Source organism: Neisseria sp. P0009.S008, from assembly GCF_051958615.1.
Classification (GTDB): domain Bacteria; phylum Pseudomonadota; class Gammaproteobacteria; order Burkholderiales; family Neisseriaceae; genus Neisseria; species Neisseria subflava.
The window spans coordinates 1-18,035 of sequence record NZ_JBQCVG010000008.1 but is presented as its reverse complement, the minus strand read 5'-3'; the positions used below and the strand labels follow the sequence as shown (position 1 = coordinate 18,035).

At 50.2% G+C, this 18,035-nt stretch carries 18 protein-coding genes; 15 read left to right on the top strand and 3 right to left on the bottom strand.

Features of this window, described 5'->3' with window-relative positions; translation table 11 throughout:
• Nucleotides 1-58: 58 nt before the first annotated feature.
• Nucleotides 59-1,954 carry a tRNA uridine-5-carboxymethylaminomethyl(34) synthesis enzyme MnmG gene (mnmG, locus tag ACTHSQ_RS07780; RefSeq protein ID WP_440371658.1) on the top strand — a complete coding sequence of 632 codons (1,896 nt, stop codon included), beginning with the start codon at nucleotides 59-61 and terminating at the stop codon, nucleotides 1,952-1,954.
• Between the two features lie 246 nt (nucleotides 1,955-2,200).
• Here the strand turns inward: mnmG and ACTHSQ_RS07775 are convergent, their stop codons facing one another.
• On the bottom strand, nucleotides 2,201-3,160 hold the full coding sequence (locus tag ACTHSQ_RS07775) for a hypothetical protein (RefSeq protein ID WP_128582056.1): 960 nt from the start codon (nucleotides 3,158-3,160) through the stop codon (nucleotides 2,201-2,203).
• A 277-nt stretch (nucleotides 3,161-3,437) separates the two neighbouring features.
• Nucleotides 3,438-4,031, bottom strand: a complete 594-nt coding sequence (locus ACTHSQ_RS07770; protein ID WP_440371657.1) for a 5-formyltetrahydrofolate cyclo-ligase — start codon at nucleotides 4,029-4,031, stop codon at nucleotides 3,438-3,440.
• 78 nt (nucleotides 4,032-4,109) lie between these two features.
• On the opposite strand from ACTHSQ_RS07770, the gene ACTHSQ_RS07765 reads away from it, so the two are divergent.
• The 13 genes from ACTHSQ_RS07765 (at nucleotide 4,110) to ACTHSQ_RS07705 (ending at nucleotide 15,232) form a co-directional block, all read left to right on the top strand.
• A complete protein-coding gene (locus ACTHSQ_RS07765) occupies nucleotides 4,110-4,352 on the top strand; it encodes a hypothetical protein (protein WP_004520263.1) in 243 nt (80 codons plus the stop codon).
• Nucleotides 4,353-4,528: 176 nt separating this feature from the next.
• A complete protein-coding gene (rpsB, locus tag ACTHSQ_RS07760; RefSeq protein ID WP_002230071.1) occupies nucleotides 4,529-5,257 on the top strand; it encodes a 30S ribosomal protein S2 in 729 nt (242 codons plus the stop codon).
• Between the two features lie 123 nt (nucleotides 5,258-5,380).
• A complete protein-coding gene (gene tsf, locus ACTHSQ_RS07755) occupies nucleotides 5,381-6,235 on the top strand; it encodes a translation elongation factor Ts (protein WP_012779539.1) in 855 nt (284 codons plus the stop codon).
• A 218-nt stretch (nucleotides 6,236-6,453) separates the two neighbouring features.
• Nucleotides 6,454-7,173, top strand: a complete 720-nt coding sequence (gene pyrH, locus ACTHSQ_RS07750; protein ID WP_002243681.1) for a UMP kinase — start codon at nucleotides 6,454-6,456, stop codon at nucleotides 7,171-7,173.
• Nucleotides 7,174-7,335: 162 nt separating this feature from the next.
• Nucleotides 7,336-7,806, top strand: a complete 471-nt coding sequence (gene rlmH / locus ACTHSQ_RS07745) for a 23S rRNA (pseudouridine(1915)-N(3))-methyltransferase RlmH (protein WP_003682681.1) — start codon at nucleotides 7,336-7,338, stop codon at nucleotides 7,804-7,806.
• 145 nt (nucleotides 7,807-7,951) lie between these two features.
• Nucleotides 7,952-8,593: an orotate phosphoribosyltransferase gene (gene pyrE, locus ACTHSQ_RS07740; RefSeq protein WP_003682682.1), complete on the top strand. Its 642-nt coding sequence runs from the start codon at nucleotides 7,952-7,954 to the stop codon at nucleotides 8,591-8,593.
• 97 nt (nucleotides 8,594-8,690) lie between these two features.
• Complete coding sequence (locus ACTHSQ_RS07735; protein ID WP_039862294.1) at nucleotides 8,691-9,086, top strand: MJ0042-type zinc finger domain-containing protein; 396 nt, start codon at nucleotides 8,691-8,693, stop codon at nucleotides 9,084-9,086.
• Nucleotides 9,083-10,396, top strand: coding sequence for an amino-acid N-acetyltransferase (argA, locus tag ACTHSQ_RS07730; RefSeq protein ID WP_440371656.1), 1,314 nt, complete (start codon nucleotides 9,083-9,085; stop codon nucleotides 10,394-10,396). Before ACTHSQ_RS07735 ends, argA begins: the two co-directional genes overlap by 4 nt.
• 44 nt (nucleotides 10,397-10,440) lie before the next feature.
• Complete coding sequence (locus ACTHSQ_RS07725; protein ID WP_250601551.1) at nucleotides 10,441-11,220, top strand: exodeoxyribonuclease III; 780 nt, start codon at nucleotides 10,441-10,443, stop codon at nucleotides 11,218-11,220.
• Nucleotides 11,207-11,551, top strand: a complete 345-nt coding sequence (locus ACTHSQ_RS07720; RefSeq protein WP_003684012.1) for a hypothetical protein — start codon at nucleotides 11,207-11,209, stop codon at nucleotides 11,549-11,551. Before ACTHSQ_RS07725 ends, ACTHSQ_RS07720 begins: the two co-directional genes overlap by 14 nt.
• Before the next feature lie 10 nt (nucleotides 11,552-11,561).
• Nucleotides 11,562-12,095, top strand: a complete 534-nt coding sequence (locus ACTHSQ_RS07715; RefSeq protein ID WP_003684036.1) for an alpha/beta hydrolase — start codon at nucleotides 11,562-11,564, stop codon at nucleotides 12,093-12,095.
• Between the two features lie 159 nt (nucleotides 12,096-12,254).
• A complete protein-coding gene (locus tag ACTHSQ_RS07710; protein WP_440371655.1) occupies nucleotides 12,255-14,366 on the top strand; it encodes a TonB-dependent receptor in 2,112 nt (703 codons plus the stop codon).
• 170 nt (nucleotides 14,367-14,536) lie between these two features.
• Nucleotides 14,537-15,232: a thiol:disulfide interchange protein DsbA/DsbL gene (locus ACTHSQ_RS07705; RefSeq protein ID WP_308887491.1), complete on the top strand. Its 696-nt coding sequence runs from the start codon at nucleotides 14,537-14,539 to the stop codon at nucleotides 15,230-15,232.
• A 167-nt stretch (nucleotides 15,233-15,399) separates the two neighbouring features.
• Here the strand turns inward: ACTHSQ_RS07705 and ffh are convergent, their stop codons facing one another.
• A complete protein-coding gene (ffh, locus tag ACTHSQ_RS07700; protein ID WP_440371654.1) occupies nucleotides 15,400-16,770 on the bottom strand; it encodes a signal recognition particle protein in 1,371 nt (456 codons plus the stop codon).
• A 182-nt stretch (nucleotides 16,771-16,952) separates the two neighbouring features.
• On the opposite strand from ffh, the gene ACTHSQ_RS07695 reads away from it, so the two are divergent.
• Nucleotides 16,953-17,765 carry a cytochrome C assembly family protein gene (locus ACTHSQ_RS07695; protein WP_308887490.1) on the top strand — a complete coding sequence of 271 codons (813 nt, stop codon included), beginning with the start codon at nucleotides 16,953-16,955 and terminating at the stop codon, nucleotides 17,763-17,765.
• The last annotated feature ends 270 nt before the right edge of the window (nucleotides 17,766-18,035 follow it).

Sequence of the window (18,035 nt, the reverse complement as noted above, 5' to 3'; positions counted from 1 at the left end):
CTTTTCAGACGGCCTGATCAACAAAAGGCCGTCTGAAACCTTTACAGAACACATAAACATGACTTACATGATTTACCCCAAAACCTACGACGTGATTGTCGTCGGCGGCGGCCATGCCGGTACCGAAGCCGCACTTGCCGCCGCACGCATGGGTGCGCAAACCCTGCTGCTCTCGCACAACATCGAAACCCTCGGACAAATGTCGTGCAATCCCTCCATCGGCGGCATCGGCAAAGGACATTTAGTACGCGAACTCGACGCATTGGGCGGCGCGATGGCGCTGGCAACCGACAAATCCGGCATCCAGTTCCGCCGCCTGAACGCCAGCAAAGGAGCGGCAGTGCGTGCCACGCGCGCGCAGGCGGACCGCATTTTGTACAAAGCCGCCATCCGCGAAATGCTGGAAAACCAAGAAAACCTCGACCTGTTCCAGCAGTCGGTTGACGACGTAACGCTCGACGGCGACCGCATCAGCGGCGTAATCACCGCGATGGGCGTGGAATTCAAAGCCCGCGCCGTCGTGTTGACCGCCGGCACGTTTTTGTCCGGCAAAATCCATATCGGTTTGGAAAATTACGAAGGCGGCCGCGCCGGCGACCCCGCCGCCAAATCCTTGGGCGGCCGTTTACGCGAATTGAACCTGCCACAAGGCCGTCTGAAAACCGGCACGCCGCCGCGTATCGACGGACGCACGATTGACTTCTCCCAATTGACCGAACAGCCCGGCGACACACCCGTTCCCGTAATGTCCGTACGCGGCAACGCCGATATGCACCCGCGCCAAGTGTCCTGCTGGATTACGCATACCAACACGCAAACCCACGACATCATCCGCTCAGGCTTCGACCGCAGCCCGATGTTTACCGGCAAAATCGAAGGCGTCGGCCCGCGTTATTGTCCGTCTATCGAAGACAAAATCAACCGCTTCGCCGACAAAGACAGCCACCAGATTTTCCTCGAACCCGAAGGCCTGACCACGCACGAATACTACCCCAACGGCATCTCCACCAGCCTGCCGTTCGATATTCAAATCGCCCTCGTGCGCAGCATGAAAGGCCTTGAAAACGCCCATATCCTGCGCCCCGGCTACGCCATCGAATACGACTACTTCGACCCGCGCAACCTCAAAGCCAGCCTCGAAACCAAAACCATCCAAGGCCTCTTCTTCGCCGGACAAATCAACGGCACGACCGGCTACGAAGAAGCCGCCGCACAAGGCCTGCTCGCAGGCGCGAACGCCGTGCAATACATCCGCGAACAAGACCCGCTCCTACTGCGCCGCGAACAAGCCTACCTCGGCGTATTGGTGGACGACCTCATCACCAAAGGCGTGAACGAACCCTACCGCATGTTCACCAGCCGCGCCGAATACCGCCTGCAACTCAGAGAAGACAACGCCGACATGCGTCTGACCGAAGACGGCCACAAAATCGGCTTGGTGAGTGAAGAACAATGGCGCATGTTCAACGAAAAACGCGAAGCCATCGAACGCGAAATCCAACGTTTGAAAACAACGTGGTACACGCCGCAAAAACTCGCCGAAGACGAACAAATCCGCGTGTTCGGACAAAAACTCAGCCGCGAAGCCAACCTGCACGACCTCCTGCGCCGTCCGAACCTCGACTACGCCGCACTGATGACGCTCGAAGGCGCAAGGTCGTCTGAAAACCTTTCCGCCGAAGTCATCGAACAAGTCGAAATCCAAGTCAAATACCAAGGCTATATCGACCGCCAAAACGAAGAAATCGACAACCGCCGCGACATCGAAACCCTAAAGCTGCCCGACGACATCGATTACGGCAAAGTCAAAGGTTTATCCGCCGAAGTGCAGCAAAAGCTCAACCAGCACAAACCCGAAACCGTCGGGCAAGCCAGCCGCATTTCCGGCGTAACCCCTGCCGCCGTTGCATTGCTGATGGTGCATTTAAAACGCGGGTTTAAAGATGCCAAGTAAGGTTTAATCCGAATAAAGGCCGTCTGAAACTTTCAGACGGCCTTTTTAAAACTGACACATATTTATGTAGATTAAAATAGAACGCATCCCTGCTGTCATTCTCGTGCAGGCGTGAATCTAGAATCTGATCTACTGTATACCCAAAACCTGTCGAATAATAAGGCTTATTCTGGCAGGCAATTTATTGTCAGAGCAGAATATGTTTGTAATTTATGTGAGCAATACCCACACTTGTGTCTATATTTGTTATTTCATCTCCATACTGACTTCGACGTCTGTATCAGTAATAATGCAACGAGCACGGTACTCTATTTCCATGCCAGCGTTATTTTTTGCGGTAAAGCCACGAGTAACTACAATATTCTCTGTTATTCCGAGGAATGTCCCTGTATCGAGAACATGCCCTCTAAACGTGGACGGATTTACTAATTGCTGTTTAATGGCGACATCGCATAGGTTAATAGCAGCAGCTTCATCAATCTGCTTATCTTGCACAGCTGTAACATGGGCTTGGTTTTTAATATCATCCTCGGAAACATAGAAACGTTTACCGTTGGTGCAATCGGCAAAGAATACAATTTTGCTGCGAGGTTTGCTTTTACTGTCAGAAACTTCTACAAGCTCTACTCTGTCGCAACTGGATTCTTTGGCTACGAGTCGTGCTGCTTGGGGAATGAGTTCGTTAATTTTTGCAACACCTGACTTGCCCCAACGCTGATAAAGTTTCGGATTGTCTTTTTTCGTATACTTGAAATTTAAAATATCTGGATAGATTTTGGATTCTGGTGAGATAGTGGAAGGTTGGCTGCTGTCACTAGAAGAGTCTCTACCATCGCAACCTCTAACAAGTGAAAAAATTACAAAGCTTGCAAAAAGTATCCAAAGCACCTTTTTCATAGGATTTTTTTGTTTAGTCTCTGCAGAATCTGATCTTTGCCGCTGTAGCCAGTTTTGCCTACGTACCTCCAAATCTTGCGGTTCATTAAATAAAGCGGTACGCAATGTTTTGATAAACCGATCATTTTGTTCTATAAGAAGTCGTCTACCATCAAAAAGGTAGACTTCAATTACTTCGCCACTTTTTTCATTATATGATTCGATATCAATTAGATAAATCTTTGTTTTACGGTTGAAAACAATAAATGAATCATTGTAAGCAACAGTAGCTTTTGGGAAGTCTCCTGCCAGCACTCGGATTAAACGCATTATCTTCTCGTTCTCTCGTGTAGTTGAAAATATTACTATATCTTAACAAAAATTTTACAATTATTCAAACAGCAAGTAACAACTATCAGATTGATAATCCAACCTTTTTTCAGGTGGCCTTTCTCTCGTTCAGGCTTCCTAAACCTACACATTAAGCAACAACTTCAAACATATCTTCATTTCCCCAAAGTCTTAACTAACAAAAAAAGGCAGTCTGAAACCTAAAAAATCAGGTTTTCAGACGGCCTTTTATCATTTTAATAAACCGATAATTGTCCTATCGAGGCCGTCTGAATTTCAATACGCCAAGCTCGGAGGCAAAGCCGTTTAGGGGGATGTCGTGGGGTTCGGTCGGTAGGGTGTCGGTCAGTTGGCAGCCGAAGCCTACGCCTAGGGTTTGGGTTTGCAGGCGGTATTTCGTGGCGGAGAGGGTGGCATCGTAATAGCCGCCGGCTTGTCCGAGGCGGTAGCCGCGTTTGTCGATGCCAACGATGGGGACAATCAGTAGGCTGAGTTGGTGGACGCGGATTTTTTTGCCGGTGAATTGGGGGACATGCAATTTAGCGCGGCCGCGTTTGCGTTCTTGTTTGGCGCCGTCGGCAGGGTAGGGGGTGAACCACATCCGCCGCGTGTTCGGTTCGATATAGGGCAGGTAGAGTTTTGCGCCGCGTTTTTGTGCGGCACGGACAAAGCCGTCCAGTCGCAATTCCTTGCCTATCGGCCAATACACGCCAATTTTCCGTCCTTTTTTGATGTAGGGTTTGAGCAGGCGGCTGATGGTTTCGGTGGCGGCGTTTCGCTCGTCTGCGCTCATTTGGGCGCGTGCGCGGCGGAACTGTTTGCGTAGTGCCGATTTTTCGGGATTCCTCATTTTCAGACGGCCTTTCGGGATTGCGGTAGAATGTTGCGATTATAACGATTTTATTAACATTCAAACAGGACGCACACAATGTGGCACATTGTCGCCATCGGCTATCTTTTTGTTGCCGTGATGTTTTCCGCCGCGCAGCCGAGTATTGCGCGCGCGTTGATTTATTTGGTTTTTTGGGCGGTGTTGCCCACTGTGTTCACGGTCTTCGTCGTGACCATCCGCCGCCGCAACCGCTTGATGAAACGGCAGGAACAGGCGGAGTTTGAAGCGGCCCGCCAAAAGGCGGTACAGACGGATGAAAAACAGGACGGAAAGGTATAAAATCCCTTTTCAGACGGCCTCTTATCCGCTATAATCCGTCAGTTTTCCATTTCGGAAACACTCTTTTATTTTTAAAACTTATGCCCACTTTCGCCGAAGGGTGCTTGACAATAGGCCTGGCCTATCAAGTTCTATGCGATTGAATGTGTGCTCTTTAACCCTTTCAAGGAAATAACATGTCTCAAATTACTATGCGTCAGATGATTGAAGCCGGCGTTCACTTCGGTCACCAAACCCGTTTCTGGAACCCGAAAATGGCACAATACATTTTCGGTGCGCGCAATAAAATCCATATCGTAAACTTGGAAAAAACCCTGCCGATGTTCCAAGAGGCGCAAGAAGCCGTACGTCGTCTGGTTGCCAACAAAGGTACAGTATTGTTCGTAGGTACCAAACGCCAAGCCCGCGACATCATCCGCGAAGAAGCTACCCGTGCCGGTATGCCTTTCGTTGATTACCGCTGGTTGGGTGGTATGCTGACTAACTACAAAACCGTTAAGCAATCCATCAAACGCCTGGAAGAAAAAACTGCTGCCCTGGAAAACGCTGCTGAAGGCGGTTTCAACAAAAAAGAAATTCTGGAAATGCAACGCGACGTTGAAAAACTGGAACGTTCTTTGGGCGGTATCAAAAACATGAAAGGCCTGCCTGACGCGATTTTCGTTATCGATACCGGCTACCAAAAAGGTACTCTGGTTGAAGCTGAAAAACTGGGCATCCCTGTTATCGCCGTAGTCGATACCAACAACAGCCCTGACGGCGTGAAATACGTTATCCCTGGTAACGATGACTCCGCTAAAGCTATCCGCCTGTACTGCCGCGGCATCGCTGACGCAGTTTTGGAAGGCAAAAACCAAGCGCTGCAAGAAACTGTAGCCGCTGCCCAAGAAGCTGCTGCCGAGTAATCCGGTACACAGAAGAGGGGCGTTATGCCCCTTTTCTCAAATCCCGTTCTGAAATTCGTTTCAGACGGCCACTATTTCCAAACACGGCAATCGCCGTGTTCCCAAAAATCTAGGAGATTCAAAATGGCAGAAATTACTGCAAAAATGGTTGCCGACCTGCGCGCCGCTACCGGCCTGGGCATGATGGAATGCAAAAAAGCCTTGGTTGAAGCTGAAGGCAACTTCGATAAAGCCGAAGAAATCCTGCGTATTAAATCTGGTGCGAAAGCCGGTAAACTGGCTGGCCGTACTGCTGCCGAAGGCGTATTGGCTTACGCGATCAACGGCAATGTCGGCGCATTGGTTGAAGTAAACTGCGAAACCGACTTCGTTGCTAAAGACGCCGGCTTCGTGGAATTTGCCAACTTCGTTGCTAAAACTGCTGCCGAGAAAAAACCGGCTTCTGTTGAAGAACTGAGCGAACTGGTTGAAGCAGAACGCAAAGCCATCATCGCTAAATTGGGCGAAAACATGTCTGTTCGCCGCTTCCAAGTGATCGACACTGCCAACCAACTGGTTGCCTACATCCACGGTGCTTTGGCTACCGAAGGCGTATTGGTTGAGTTCAAAGGCTCTGAAGACGTAGCACGCAAAATCGGTATGCACATCGTTGCCGCTAAACCACAATGCGTAAGCGAAGCCGAAGTAGATGCTGAAACCGTTGAAAAAGAACGCCACATCTACACCGAACAAGCTATCGCTTCCGGCAAACCTGCCGACATCGCCGCTAAAATGGTTGAAGGCCGTATCCGCAAATTCTTGGCTGAAATCACTCTGAACGGCCAAGCGTTCGTGATGAACCCTGATCAAACTGTTGCCCAATTCGCTAAAGAAAACGGCACTGAAGTGGTTAGCTTCGTACGCTACAAAGTAGGCGACGGTATCGAGAAAGCCGTTGTTGACTACGCAGCCGAAGTTGCTGCCGCAGCTAAAGTGTAAGGCACTTATGAAAAAGAAAGCACCTAGATTCCAAACGAATCAGGGTGCTTTTTTTTGAGAAAACCGTTTACGGTACCTATTTTAAGACGGTCGAATATAAAGGCTGTCTGAAAACAAAACAATAATAGAACGACACACCATATCATTGTAATCCGACCGTTTGAAAATTCAGACGGCCCAAACTCCGACCGACGACATTCAAGAAAGCAAGGTATCCCATGACACAGCAAATCAAATACAAACGCGTATTACTGAAACTCTCCGGCGAATCCCTGATGGGTTCTGATCCGTTCGGCATCAATCACGATACCATCGTTCAAACTGTCGGCGAAATTGCCGAAGTCGTTAAAATGGGCGTGCAAGTCGGTATCGTTGTCGGCGGCGGTAACATTTTCCGCGGCGTATCCGCCCAAGCAGGCAGCATGGACCGCGCCACTGCCGACTACATGGGCATGATGGCAACCGTGATGAACGCGTTAGCACTCAAAGACGCGTTCGAAACCTTGGGCATCAAAGCGCGCGTACAATCCGCACTGTCTATGCAGCAAATCGCTGAAACTTACGCCCGTCCTAAAGCCATTCAATATTTGGAAGAAGGCAAAGTCGTGATTTTCGCCGCCGGTACCGGTAACCCGTTCTTCACGACCGACACTGCCGCCGCATTGCGCGGTGCGGAAATGAACTGCGACGTGATGCTCAAAGCCACCAATGTCGACGGCGTGTACACCGCAGACCCGAAAAAAGACCCATCTGCAACACGCTACGAAACCATTACTTTTGACGAAGCCTTGTTGAAAAACCTCAAAGTAATGGATGCCACCGCTTTCGCCCTCTGCCGAGAACGCAAGCTCAATATCGTGGTATTCGGCATTGCTAAAGAAGGCTCGCTCAAACGCGTGGTAACCGGCGAAAACGAAGGTACACTGGTTCACTGCTAATCATTGAAAGGCCGTCTGAAACAGCCGAACGGGATACATTCGGCTTTCAGACGGCCTTTTATTTTCAGTCGGTTGCGTGGGCAGTTTCCCATAGTTGGAACAGGTTAAAGGCTTGCTTGACCATAATTTACAACCGACAATTCGAGAACAAAAGGATACTCCATGAATATCACCGTCTTGGCTGTCGGCACGAAAATGCCGCGTTGGGTGGATGAAGCTGTCGGCGAGTACGCCAAGCGCTTCGGGCGCGATGTCAATTATGCGCTGAAAGAAATCAAGCCAGAGAAACGCGGCGCGGGTGTGAATGCGGCTCAGGGCATGGCGGCTGAAGAAAAACGCCTGTTGGAAGCCATACCGCAGGGCGCGTTTTTGGTGGTATTGGACGAGCGCGGCAAAGCGCCGACTTCGGTCGAATTGGCACAACATTTGAAAGGCTGGCAGCAAAACGGTGAACACGTCTGCTTTATTATCGGCGGCGCAGACGGCATGACCGACCGTTTGAAACAGCAGGCAAACATGATGATGCGCCTTTCCAGCCTGACTTTGCCGCACGGCATGGTGCGCGTTTTATTGACCGAGCAGCTTTATCGCGCCGTTTCGATTTTGCACAACCATCCGTATCATCGGGAATAATCCGTTTTGATTGTAGGGATAAGACGGCAATGCCGCCTTGTCGGTTAAAAGCAGGGTTGAACCTGTTTTCAGACGGCCTGATTTTTCCGCATGAATCCTTTATAATCGTTTCTTTGATAAATCAACATCTTTCGGGAGAACCCAAATGTCCGATTTCCGTCAAGACTTCCTCAAATTCGCTTTGGCACAAAATGTGTTGAAATTTGGCGAATTTACGACTAAGGCCGGCCGTCAGTCGCCTTATTTTTTCAATGCTGGTTTGTTCAATGACGGCGCATCGACTTTGCAACTGGCAAAGTTTTACGCTGAGGCCATTATTGCCAGCGGCGTGAAGTTCGATATGTTGTTCGGCCCAGCCTATAAAGGCATTATTTTGGCGGCGGCAACAGCGATGATGTTGGCGGAAAAAGGCGTGAACGTGCCTTTTGCCTACAACCGCAAAGAAGCCAAAGACCACGGGGAGGGCGGCGTGTTGGTGGGTGCGCCTTTGAAAGGCCGCGTGCTGATTATCGATGATGTGATTTCCGCCGGTACATCCGTGCGCGAGTCGGTCAAACTGATTGAGGCCGAAGGCGCAACGCCTGCCGCAGTGGCTATTGCGCTCGACCGTATGGAAAAAGGCACGGGCGAATTGTCGGCGGTGCAGGAAGTCGAAAAACAATACGGCCTGCCGGTGGTTTCGATTGCCAACTTGAACGACTTGTTCACGCTCTTGCAAAACAATGCCGAATTTGGCGGCTTCTTCGAGCCGGTCAAAGCTTATCGCGAACGTTACGGCGCGGTTTAAACCATAACATCATGCTCAGGTCGTCTGAAACAGTTTTCAGACGGCCTGGAACATTGGCTAAAATATATTTTGATTCAATACACTTACGGAAATACTCATGCCTGCTTGTTCTTGTCCTCATTGTAAAACACCGCATTGGGTGAAAGATGCCCAGTTGAACGTGGCGCAGGGTTTCGTGGTCTGCACGCGTTGTTCGGGGATGTTTAAGGCCAAGGATTATCTGTCGGGCAACTTGCCGGCCGATCCGGCCCATCTGCCTGTGGCGGTAACGGATGTGCGCCTCGTGCATAATATCGGTGCGCAAATCCTCAAACATTCCAAACTCTCGCGCAAAGAAATTTCCGATTTGCTCAACAGCGCGCTCAAGGAAGAGCCTAAGGCAGAAGAGCAGGCGGCGGTCAAAACGCGCAAGGACGGTTTCAACTGGACTTTGGCATCGCTGATTGCGCTGACGGTTTTGATTATGCAACTCTTTTATCTTGCCCTGCTATGAGTGCCATCACCCATTTTGTCGCCAGCTTTCGTGAGGCCGCACCCTATATCCAATATTTGCGCGGCAAAACCATGGTGGTCGGCGTGACCGACAGCCTGTTGGAAGGCGAAACCCTGATTCGTTTGGCCGCCGATTTAAATCTGTTGGCCAGCTTGGGCTTGCGTTTGATCTTGGTACACGGTTCGCGGCATTTGCTCGACAAATTGGCTTCGGGTCGGAATTTTGTTCCGAAATACAGCGGCAGCCGCCGGATTACCGATGAAGCGACTTTGATGGAAGTGAAGCAGGTGGCGGGGATTATCCGCAGCGATGTGGAAGCAGCTTTGTTCAGCAGCGTATCCGCACCGCAACGGAGCAAGCCGCCGGTTATCGCGTGTGGCAACTTTATTACCGCCCGTCCGTTGGGCGTTATCGACGGCGTGGACATGGGCTATACCGGTACCGTCCGCAAAATCGACGCGGAAGAAATCCGTTTGCGTTTGGATGGCGGCGCGGTGGTGCTGATCAGTCCTTTGGGACATTCGTACAGCGGCAAAACCTTCAACCTGAGTATGTGCGAAACCGCTCAGGAAGTGGCCATGGCTTTGCAGGCGGAGAAACTGGTTTTCTTGACCGAAGAAGCCGGTATCCGCCGCGCCGACGGCTCGTTGGCCAACACTTTGTCTGTCGGCGAAGTGCAGGAGCTGATACACGACAATCCCGATGCGCCGGCCGATTTGCTGCATGCGGCGGTAGGCGCGTTGGAAAACGGCGTATCGCGGGTACAGATTCTCAATGGCCGTGAAGACGGCAGCCTGTTGCGCGAGCTGTTTACCCGCGAGGGCAGCGGTACATCTATTGCGCGTGAGCCGTTTGTTTCCATCCGTCAGGCACGCAGCGACGACATTCCGCACATCATCGCCTTAATCCGTCCGTTGGCGGAACAAGGCATCTTGTTACACCGCAGCCGCGAGTATTTGGAAAACCATATTTCCAGTTTTTCCGTATTGGAACACGATCAAAACATTTACGGCTGCGTGGCGCTGAAAACCTTTTCCGAGTCGGACTGCGGCGAATTGGCCTGTCTGGTGGTGTCGCCCGAAGCGCGCGATGGCGGCTACGGCGAATTACTGTTGGAACATCTGTTTCAAAAAGCACGCGCCTTAAATATCAAAACGCTTTTCGCCTTATCTACGCACACGGGCGAATGGTTTGTCGAACGGGGCTTTCAGACGGCCTCAGCCGATGACCTGCCTGCCGAACGCCGGCAGGAATACAATGCCAACGGCCGCAATTCCAAAGTATTTGTTTATGACTTGCAGGCCGTCTGAAAACCTCAATCCTATTATCCGTTTTTAAAAATCACTCAAATCTTATGTTGAAAATTATCTCTGCCAACGTCAACGGCATCCGCTCCGCCTATAAAAAAGGTTTTTATGAATACATCGCCGCTTCCGATGCCGACATCGTCTGCGTGCAGGAACTGAAAGCTCAAGAGGCCGACCTGTCAGACGATATGAAAAATCCGCACGGTATGCACGGCTACTGGCATTGCGCCGAAAAGCGTGGTTACAGCGGCGTGGCGGTGTACAGCAAACGCAAACCCGACAATGTGCAAATCGGCATGGGCATTGAAGAATTTGACAGGGAAGGCCGTTTTGTCCGTTGCGATTTCGGCAAGTTGTCGGTAATTTCGCTGTATCTGCCCAGCGGCAGCAGCGCGGAAGAGCGCCAACAAGTGAAATACCGCTTTCTGGACGCGTTCTATCCCATGCTCGAAGCCATGAAAAACGAAGGACGCGACATCGTCGTCTGCGGAGACTGGAACATTGCCCACCAAAACATCGACCTGAAAAACTGGAAAGGCAACCAGAAAAACTCAGGCTTCCTGCCGGAAGAGCGCGAATGGATAGGCAAAGTCATCCATACGCTCGGCTGGACGGATATGTGGCGCACACTTTATCCCGATGTGCCGGGCTATACCTGGTGGAGCAACCGCGGACAAGCGTATGCGAAAGATGTTGGGTGGCGTATCGATTATCAGATGGTTACGCCGGAGTTGGCCGCCAAAGCCGTTTCCGCACATGTTTATAAAGACGAAAAATTCTCGGATCACGCCCCTTTAGTTGTGGAGTATGACTATGTTGCCGAATAAGGTTTTGGGTAAATATGACTGGAATGTAAACGGCAAAACCGGCGTAGGCGCGGCGTGGGTCGTGGCAGCATTTGTGCTGCCTATGCTGGTGTGGGCGGTGTTTATGCTGGCGCGGATGTCCGGCTGGGTTGCACCGACCAAGGCAAATCCGACTTGGGCGTTGGTATGGCTGCTGTTTTCCCTGCCTTGCCTGCTGATTGCTGCCAAATGCTTTGCTTGGAAGGGTTGGCGACTGATTGCCAACATCGTACTTTGTCTGGCGATTTGTGCCATCCTCAGCGTGCCTGCCGCATTGCTGATTGCATTTACACTCAACGACTTGCTCAAATAGGCCGTCTGAAATGCAGAGCTTCGAACTCGAAGAAATGGCACTGTTTCTGATACGCGATGCGGATGAAGCGGAAATGTGGATAGACCGTTGGACGGTTAGCTATCCGATTGTCCACACTGCCGAAGCTGATGGCCGTCAAACCATTTCCGAATGGCAACACGCCATTCAGACGGCCTTCGACCATATCGTCAGCAGAAATATTGCCGTCGTGGCTCATGGTGCCGGCGTATCTGCATTTTTGGCGTGGTTGTATCAAGCCGACATCCTGACGCAAAAACGCCTGACCAATATTATTTTGGTCTCGCCGCGTCCAGAAGCTTTTCCCGAAGACGAAATCCATACGTTCCAACGTGTCCGCTGCCCTTGCCGTACAGCGCTGGTTATCTCCGAAACAAACGGCACGCCACGCGATTGGGCGCAAGAACAGGCCGACCGCTGGCATGCACGCCTGCTTCAATCGCCGCATTCCGGCCAGTTGAACGGCGCACTCGGTGGCTGGCAATGGGGCATGAAGCTGATGCAGGAAATGCTGTTGAGTCAATAGTTTAGAAGTGTCTATCAAGAAGAGAGGCCGTCTGAAACTGATATGTATTTCAGACGGCCTTTATTCACAAATATCATGTTAAATATAATTAAAAGAAACTATTCTCATTTCTTTTTTGAAGCAATATAATTCGGTTGTTTTGTTAAGTTGAGTATAAAAATGCAAATACCATTTCATTTGGCTTTATTACCCACGCTGATTATCGCTTCCTTCCCTGTCGCTGCCGCCGATACGCAAGACAATGGCGAACATTACACCGCCACGCTACCTACCGTTTCCGTGGTCGGACAGTCCGACACCAGCGTACTCAAAGGCTACATCAACTACGATGAAGCCGCCGTTACCCGCAACGGCCAGCTCATTAAAGAAACGCCGCAAACTGTCGATACGCTCAATATCCAGAAAAACAAAAATTACGGTACGAACGATTTGAGTTCTATCCTTGAAGGCAACGCCGGCATCGACGCTGCCTACGATATGCGCGGCGAAAGCATTTTCCTGCGCGGCTTTCAAGCCGACGCATCCGATATTTACCGCGACGGCGTACGCGAAAGCGGCCAGGTGCGCCGCAGCACTGCCAACATCGAGCGCGTGGAAATCCTGAAAGGCCCGTCTTCCGTGCTTTACGGCCGCACCAACGGTGGCGGCGTCATCAATATGGTTAGTAAATACGCCAACTTCAAACAAAGCCGTAATATCGGTGCGGTTTACGGTTCGTGGGCAAACCGCAGCCTGAATATGGACATCAACGAAGTGCTGAACAAAAACGTCGCCATCCGCCTTACCGGCGAAGTCGGGCGTGCCAATTCGTTCCGCAGCGGCATAGACAGCAAAAACGTCATGGTTTCGCCCAGCATTACCGTCAAACTCGACAACGGCTTGAAATGGACGGGGCAATACACCTACGACAATGTGGAGCGTACACCCGACCGCAGCCCGACCAAGTCCGTGTACGACCGCTTCGGACTGCCTTACCGTATGGGTTTCGCCCACCCGAACGATTTTGTGAAAGACAAGCTGCAAGTTTGGCGTTCCGACCTTGAATACGCCTTCAACGACAAATGGCGCGCCCAATGGCAGCTCGCCCACCGCACGGCGGCGCAGGATTTCGACCATTTTTATGCAGGCAGCGAAAACGGCAGCCGAATCAAACGCAACTACGCTTGGCAGCAGACCGACAACAAAACCCTGTCGTCCAACTTTACGCTCAACGGCGACTACACCATCGGCCGTTTTGAAAACCATCTGACCGTAGGCATGGATTATAGCCGCGAACACCGCAACCCGACATTAGGTTACAGCCGCGCCTTTACCGCCTCCATCGACCCCTACGACCGCGCAAGCTGGCCGGCTTCGGGCAGATTGCAACCCGTCCTCACTCAAAACCGCCACAAAGCCGACTCCTACGGCATCTTCGTGCAAAACATCTTCTCCGCCACGCCCGATTTGAAATTCGTCCTCGGCGGTCGTTACGACAAGTATACGTTCAATTCCGAAAACAAACTCACCGGTAGCAGCCGCCAATACAGCGGTCACTCGTTCAGCCCCAACATCGGCGCAGTGTGGAACATCAATCCCATCCACACACTTTACGCCTCATATAACAAAGGCTTCGCGCCTTATGGCGGACGCGGCGGCTATTTGAGTATCGATACTTCGTCTTCCGCCGTGTTCAACGCCGACCCCGAGTACACCCGCCAATACGAAACCGGCGTTAAAAGCAGTTGGCTGGACGACCGCCTCAGCACCACATTGTCCGCCTACCAAATCGAACGCTTCAATATCCGCTACCGCCCCGACGCGCAAAATGATCCCTACACTTGGGCAGTCGGCGGCAAACACCGTTCGCGCGGCGTGGAGTTGTCCGCCATCGGACAAATCATCCCCAAAAAACTCTACCTGCGCGGATCGTTGGGCGTAATGCAGGCGAAAGTGGTTGAAGACAAGGAAAATCGCAACCGCGTGGGCATCCATTTGGACAACACCAGTAACGTTACCGGCAACCTGTTTTTCCGTTATACCCCGACTGAAAACCTCTACGGCGAAATCGGCGTAACCGGTACAGGCAAACGCTACGGCTACGACTCAAGAAATAAAGAAGTGACCACGCTTCCAGGCTTTGCCCGAGTTGATGCCATGCTCGGCTGGAACCATAAAAATGTTAACGTTACCTTTGCCGCAGCCAATCTGCTCAATCAAAAATACTGGCGTTCGGACTCTATGCCGGGTAATCCGCGCGGCTATACTGCTCGGGTAAATTACCGTTTCTGATGAAATCAGGCAAAGGCCGTCTGAAAATAAGGCTAATTATCTAAGCCATATTTCAGACGGCCTTTATAAAGGCTGAAATAAAACTAAACACATTTTTTCACTCAAATTGAACACGCCTTCAACAAAATGCCATAAAATCCGCACATTGATTTGAATGTAAAGAGATACCTATGAGACTGAAAACCTTAGCTTTGACTTCATTGACCCTGTTGGCATTGGCCGCTTGCGGCAAACAGGCTGAAACCAGCGTTCCGGCAGACAGCGCCCAAAGCAGCGCATCCGCTCCGGCAGCCCCTGCCGCATTGACCGAAGGTGTCAATTACACCGTATTGTCCAATCCGATTCCGCAACAGCAGGCCGGCAAAATCGAAGTATTGGAATTCTTCGGCTACTTCTGCCCGCATTGCGCCCATCTTGAGCCGGTCTTGAGCGAGCACATCAAAACGTTTAAAGACGATACCTATATGCGCCGGGAGCATGTCGTGTGGGGCGATGAAATGAAACCTTTGGCACGTTTGGCGGCCGCAGTGGAAATGGCCGGTGAATCAGATAAAGCCAACAGCCATATTTTCGATGCGATGGTTAACCAAAAAATCAACTTGGCCGATACCGATACCCTGAAAAAATGGTTGTCCGAGCAAACTGCATTTGACGGCAAAAAAGTATTGGCTGCATTTGAAGCGCCCGAAAGCCAAGCACGTGCGGCTCAAATGGAAGAATTGACCAATAAATTCCAAATCAGCGGCACACCGACCGTTATCGTCGGCGGCAAATACCAAGTCGAATTTAAAGACTGGCAGTCCGGCATGACCACGATTGACCAGTTGGTGGACAAAGTACGCGAAGAGCAGAAAAAGTCGCAATAAGTTGAAGGTTGAATAAGCAAAGGCCGTCTGAAAATAGGATTTCAGGCGGCCTTTTATATTAGACGTTATAGAAAGAAATGATTGTTTAAAGCCTCATGGTTTTAATCAGAATACAAAACAAAAACGCCGTCTGAAACTTTTCAGACGGCGTTTTCTGTCAAATCAGCTTACAAACCTGGGAACATGCCTTTCATTCCCTTCATGCCTTTGGCCAAGCGCATCAGTTTGCCCAAGCCGTTGCCGCTAAACATCTTCATCATTTGTTGCATTTGTTCAAACTGTTTGAGCAATTTGTTTACTTCCTGTACGGTCGTACCCGCACCCATTGCAATACGGCGTTTGCGGCTGGCTTTGAGCAGGGCAGGGTTGGCGCGTTCTTTAGGGGTCATCGAGTTGATGATGGCTTCTACTTTGCCCATCGCTTTTTCAGCCGTGCCTTCGGGGATTTGTTTTGATATTTGCCCCAGTTCGCCCGGCATTTTCGACATCAGGTTTTCCAAGCCGCCCATATTGCGCATCTGTTGGATTTGTTCTTTAAAGTCGTTGAGGTCGAAGCCTTTGCCTTTTTGCAGCTTTTTCGCCATTTTGGCGGCGGCTTCTTCATCAATACCTTTTTGAACGTCTTCAATCAGGGTCAATACGTCGCCCATGCCGAGGATACGGCTGGCAAGACGGTCGGGGTGGAAAGGTTCGAGGCCGTTGATTTTCTCGCCGACACCAATAAATTTAATTGGTTTGCCGGTCACATGGCGTACGGACAATGCCGCACCGCCGCGCGAGTCGCCGTCCATCTTGGTCAATACGACACCGGTCAGCGGTAGGGCTTCATTAAATGCCTGAGCGGTATTTACCGCATCCTGACCCAACATGGCATCAATAACGAACAAAGTTTCAACCGGGTTGACCGCTGCATGAAGCGCTTTGATTTCATTCATCATCTCTTCATCGATTGCCAGGCGGCCGGCGGTATCGACCATCAAGACATCGTAAAAATGTTTTTTAGCGTAATCAACGGCGGTAGTTGCAATCTCAACCGGTTTTTGGTTGGTATCGGATGGGAAAAAGTCCACGCCGACCTGTTCGGCCAACAGGCGCAGCTGTTCAATCGCGGCAGGGCGGTAAACGTCGGCAGATACCACCAAAACTTTTTTCTTCTGATTGTTTTTCAGTAGGCGGGCGAGTTTGCCGACGGTTGTTGTCTTACCGGCACCCTGCAAACCGGCCATCAAAACGATGGCAGGCGGTGAAACCGATAAATCCAGCGTTTTGTTTTCCTTGCCCATCAATTCGACTAAGGCTTGGTTGACCACACCAATAAAGGCTTGGTCAGGTGTCAGGCTGCCGACGACTTCTTGGCCAAGGGCCTGTTCTTTGACTGTGTTGACGAATTCTTTAACGACGGGCAATGCAACGTCGGCTTCCAGCAGGGCAAGACGAACCTCGCGCAAGGCTTCTTTAATATTGTCTTCGGTCAGCGTTGATTGGCCGCGAATATTTTTAAGTACCTTGCTGAAGCGGTTGGTCAGGTTGTCTAACATACTTATCCTTGATAATGAGAATAGCTGCCCAATACAGGGCATTCTTTGTTAAAATAAAATTCGGATTATTTTACACGATAGTCCGAAGTTATGCTTCAAGAACACAAATACGCACAGCAAGGCCGTCTGAAACCCTAACGGCTGTACGTCTAGTGTTCACATGTCTATTGAGAAAGATATTTATGCCGATTGTCTTAATCTGCCTTATGCTGGTGTATGCCGGATTAGGCGCATTTTCCTGGTTGCAACATAAAAAGCACAATAATAAGTCTTACCCGCTGAAAACCGAGCTGCTGATTTTGAGTGGCGCATTATTGGTGCATGGAGCAGCATTGATGTTTCCGGTATTGCAGGATAGGGTATTGATTACCGGTTTTGGCTATTCGCTCAGTCTGATAGTCTGGCTGATGCTGATGATGTACTGCCTGGGCAGCTTCTTTTATTGTCTGCGCGGGGTACAGCTCTTATTGTATCCTTGTGCCGCATTGACTTTATTGTTGGGTTTCCTTTTCCCGGGGGATTTTTCAGGCCGTCAAATCGTAGACTTATTGCCGCTGTCGCACATCGCATCATCATTGCTCGCATACGGATTATTTGGCATTGTTACCTTATTTGCCATCCTGATCCTTTTGCTCGACCGCAATCTGCACAAACGCCGCTTTTCCGTATTGGTCAGCTTCTTGCCGCCATTATTGAGTTTGGAAAAACTTATGTTCCAAGGTATGTGGGCAGGGTTCGTTTTATTGACCTATTCCGTAATCAGCGGTACATTTTTTGCAGAAACCGTTTTCGGCAAGCCGATGACCTTCACGCATAAAACCATCTTCAGTATTATGTCGTGGCTGATTTATGGTGCATTATTGCTGAAACACAGTATGACCGCATGGCGCGGCAAAAAAGCTGCCGTTTGGACTATTGTCGGATTTGTCAGTCTGATTTTTGCCTATGTAGGCAGTAAATTTGTCCTAGAAATTGTCCTTCAACGTATTGGATAAATAGAAATCATGTAAACAGGCCGTCTGAAAGAGCAATTCAGACGGCCTTTGTTTTGTATTTTTTTTGTATGTATGGATTGTGTAGAAAGTTTGATTGAGTTTTTTATAAAATAAAAACCCTGTTAAAACAGGGAAGTGGTTAAATTTCTAGAAATAATTTTGCGAAAGGTGTTGACTGGTTTTGTTGTGAGGTGTATAGTTCGGTTCTTCGCTGCTGACGCGGTGAAGAAAACGAAGCAGACAGTATAACACAGTTGGTTGAAATTTTCG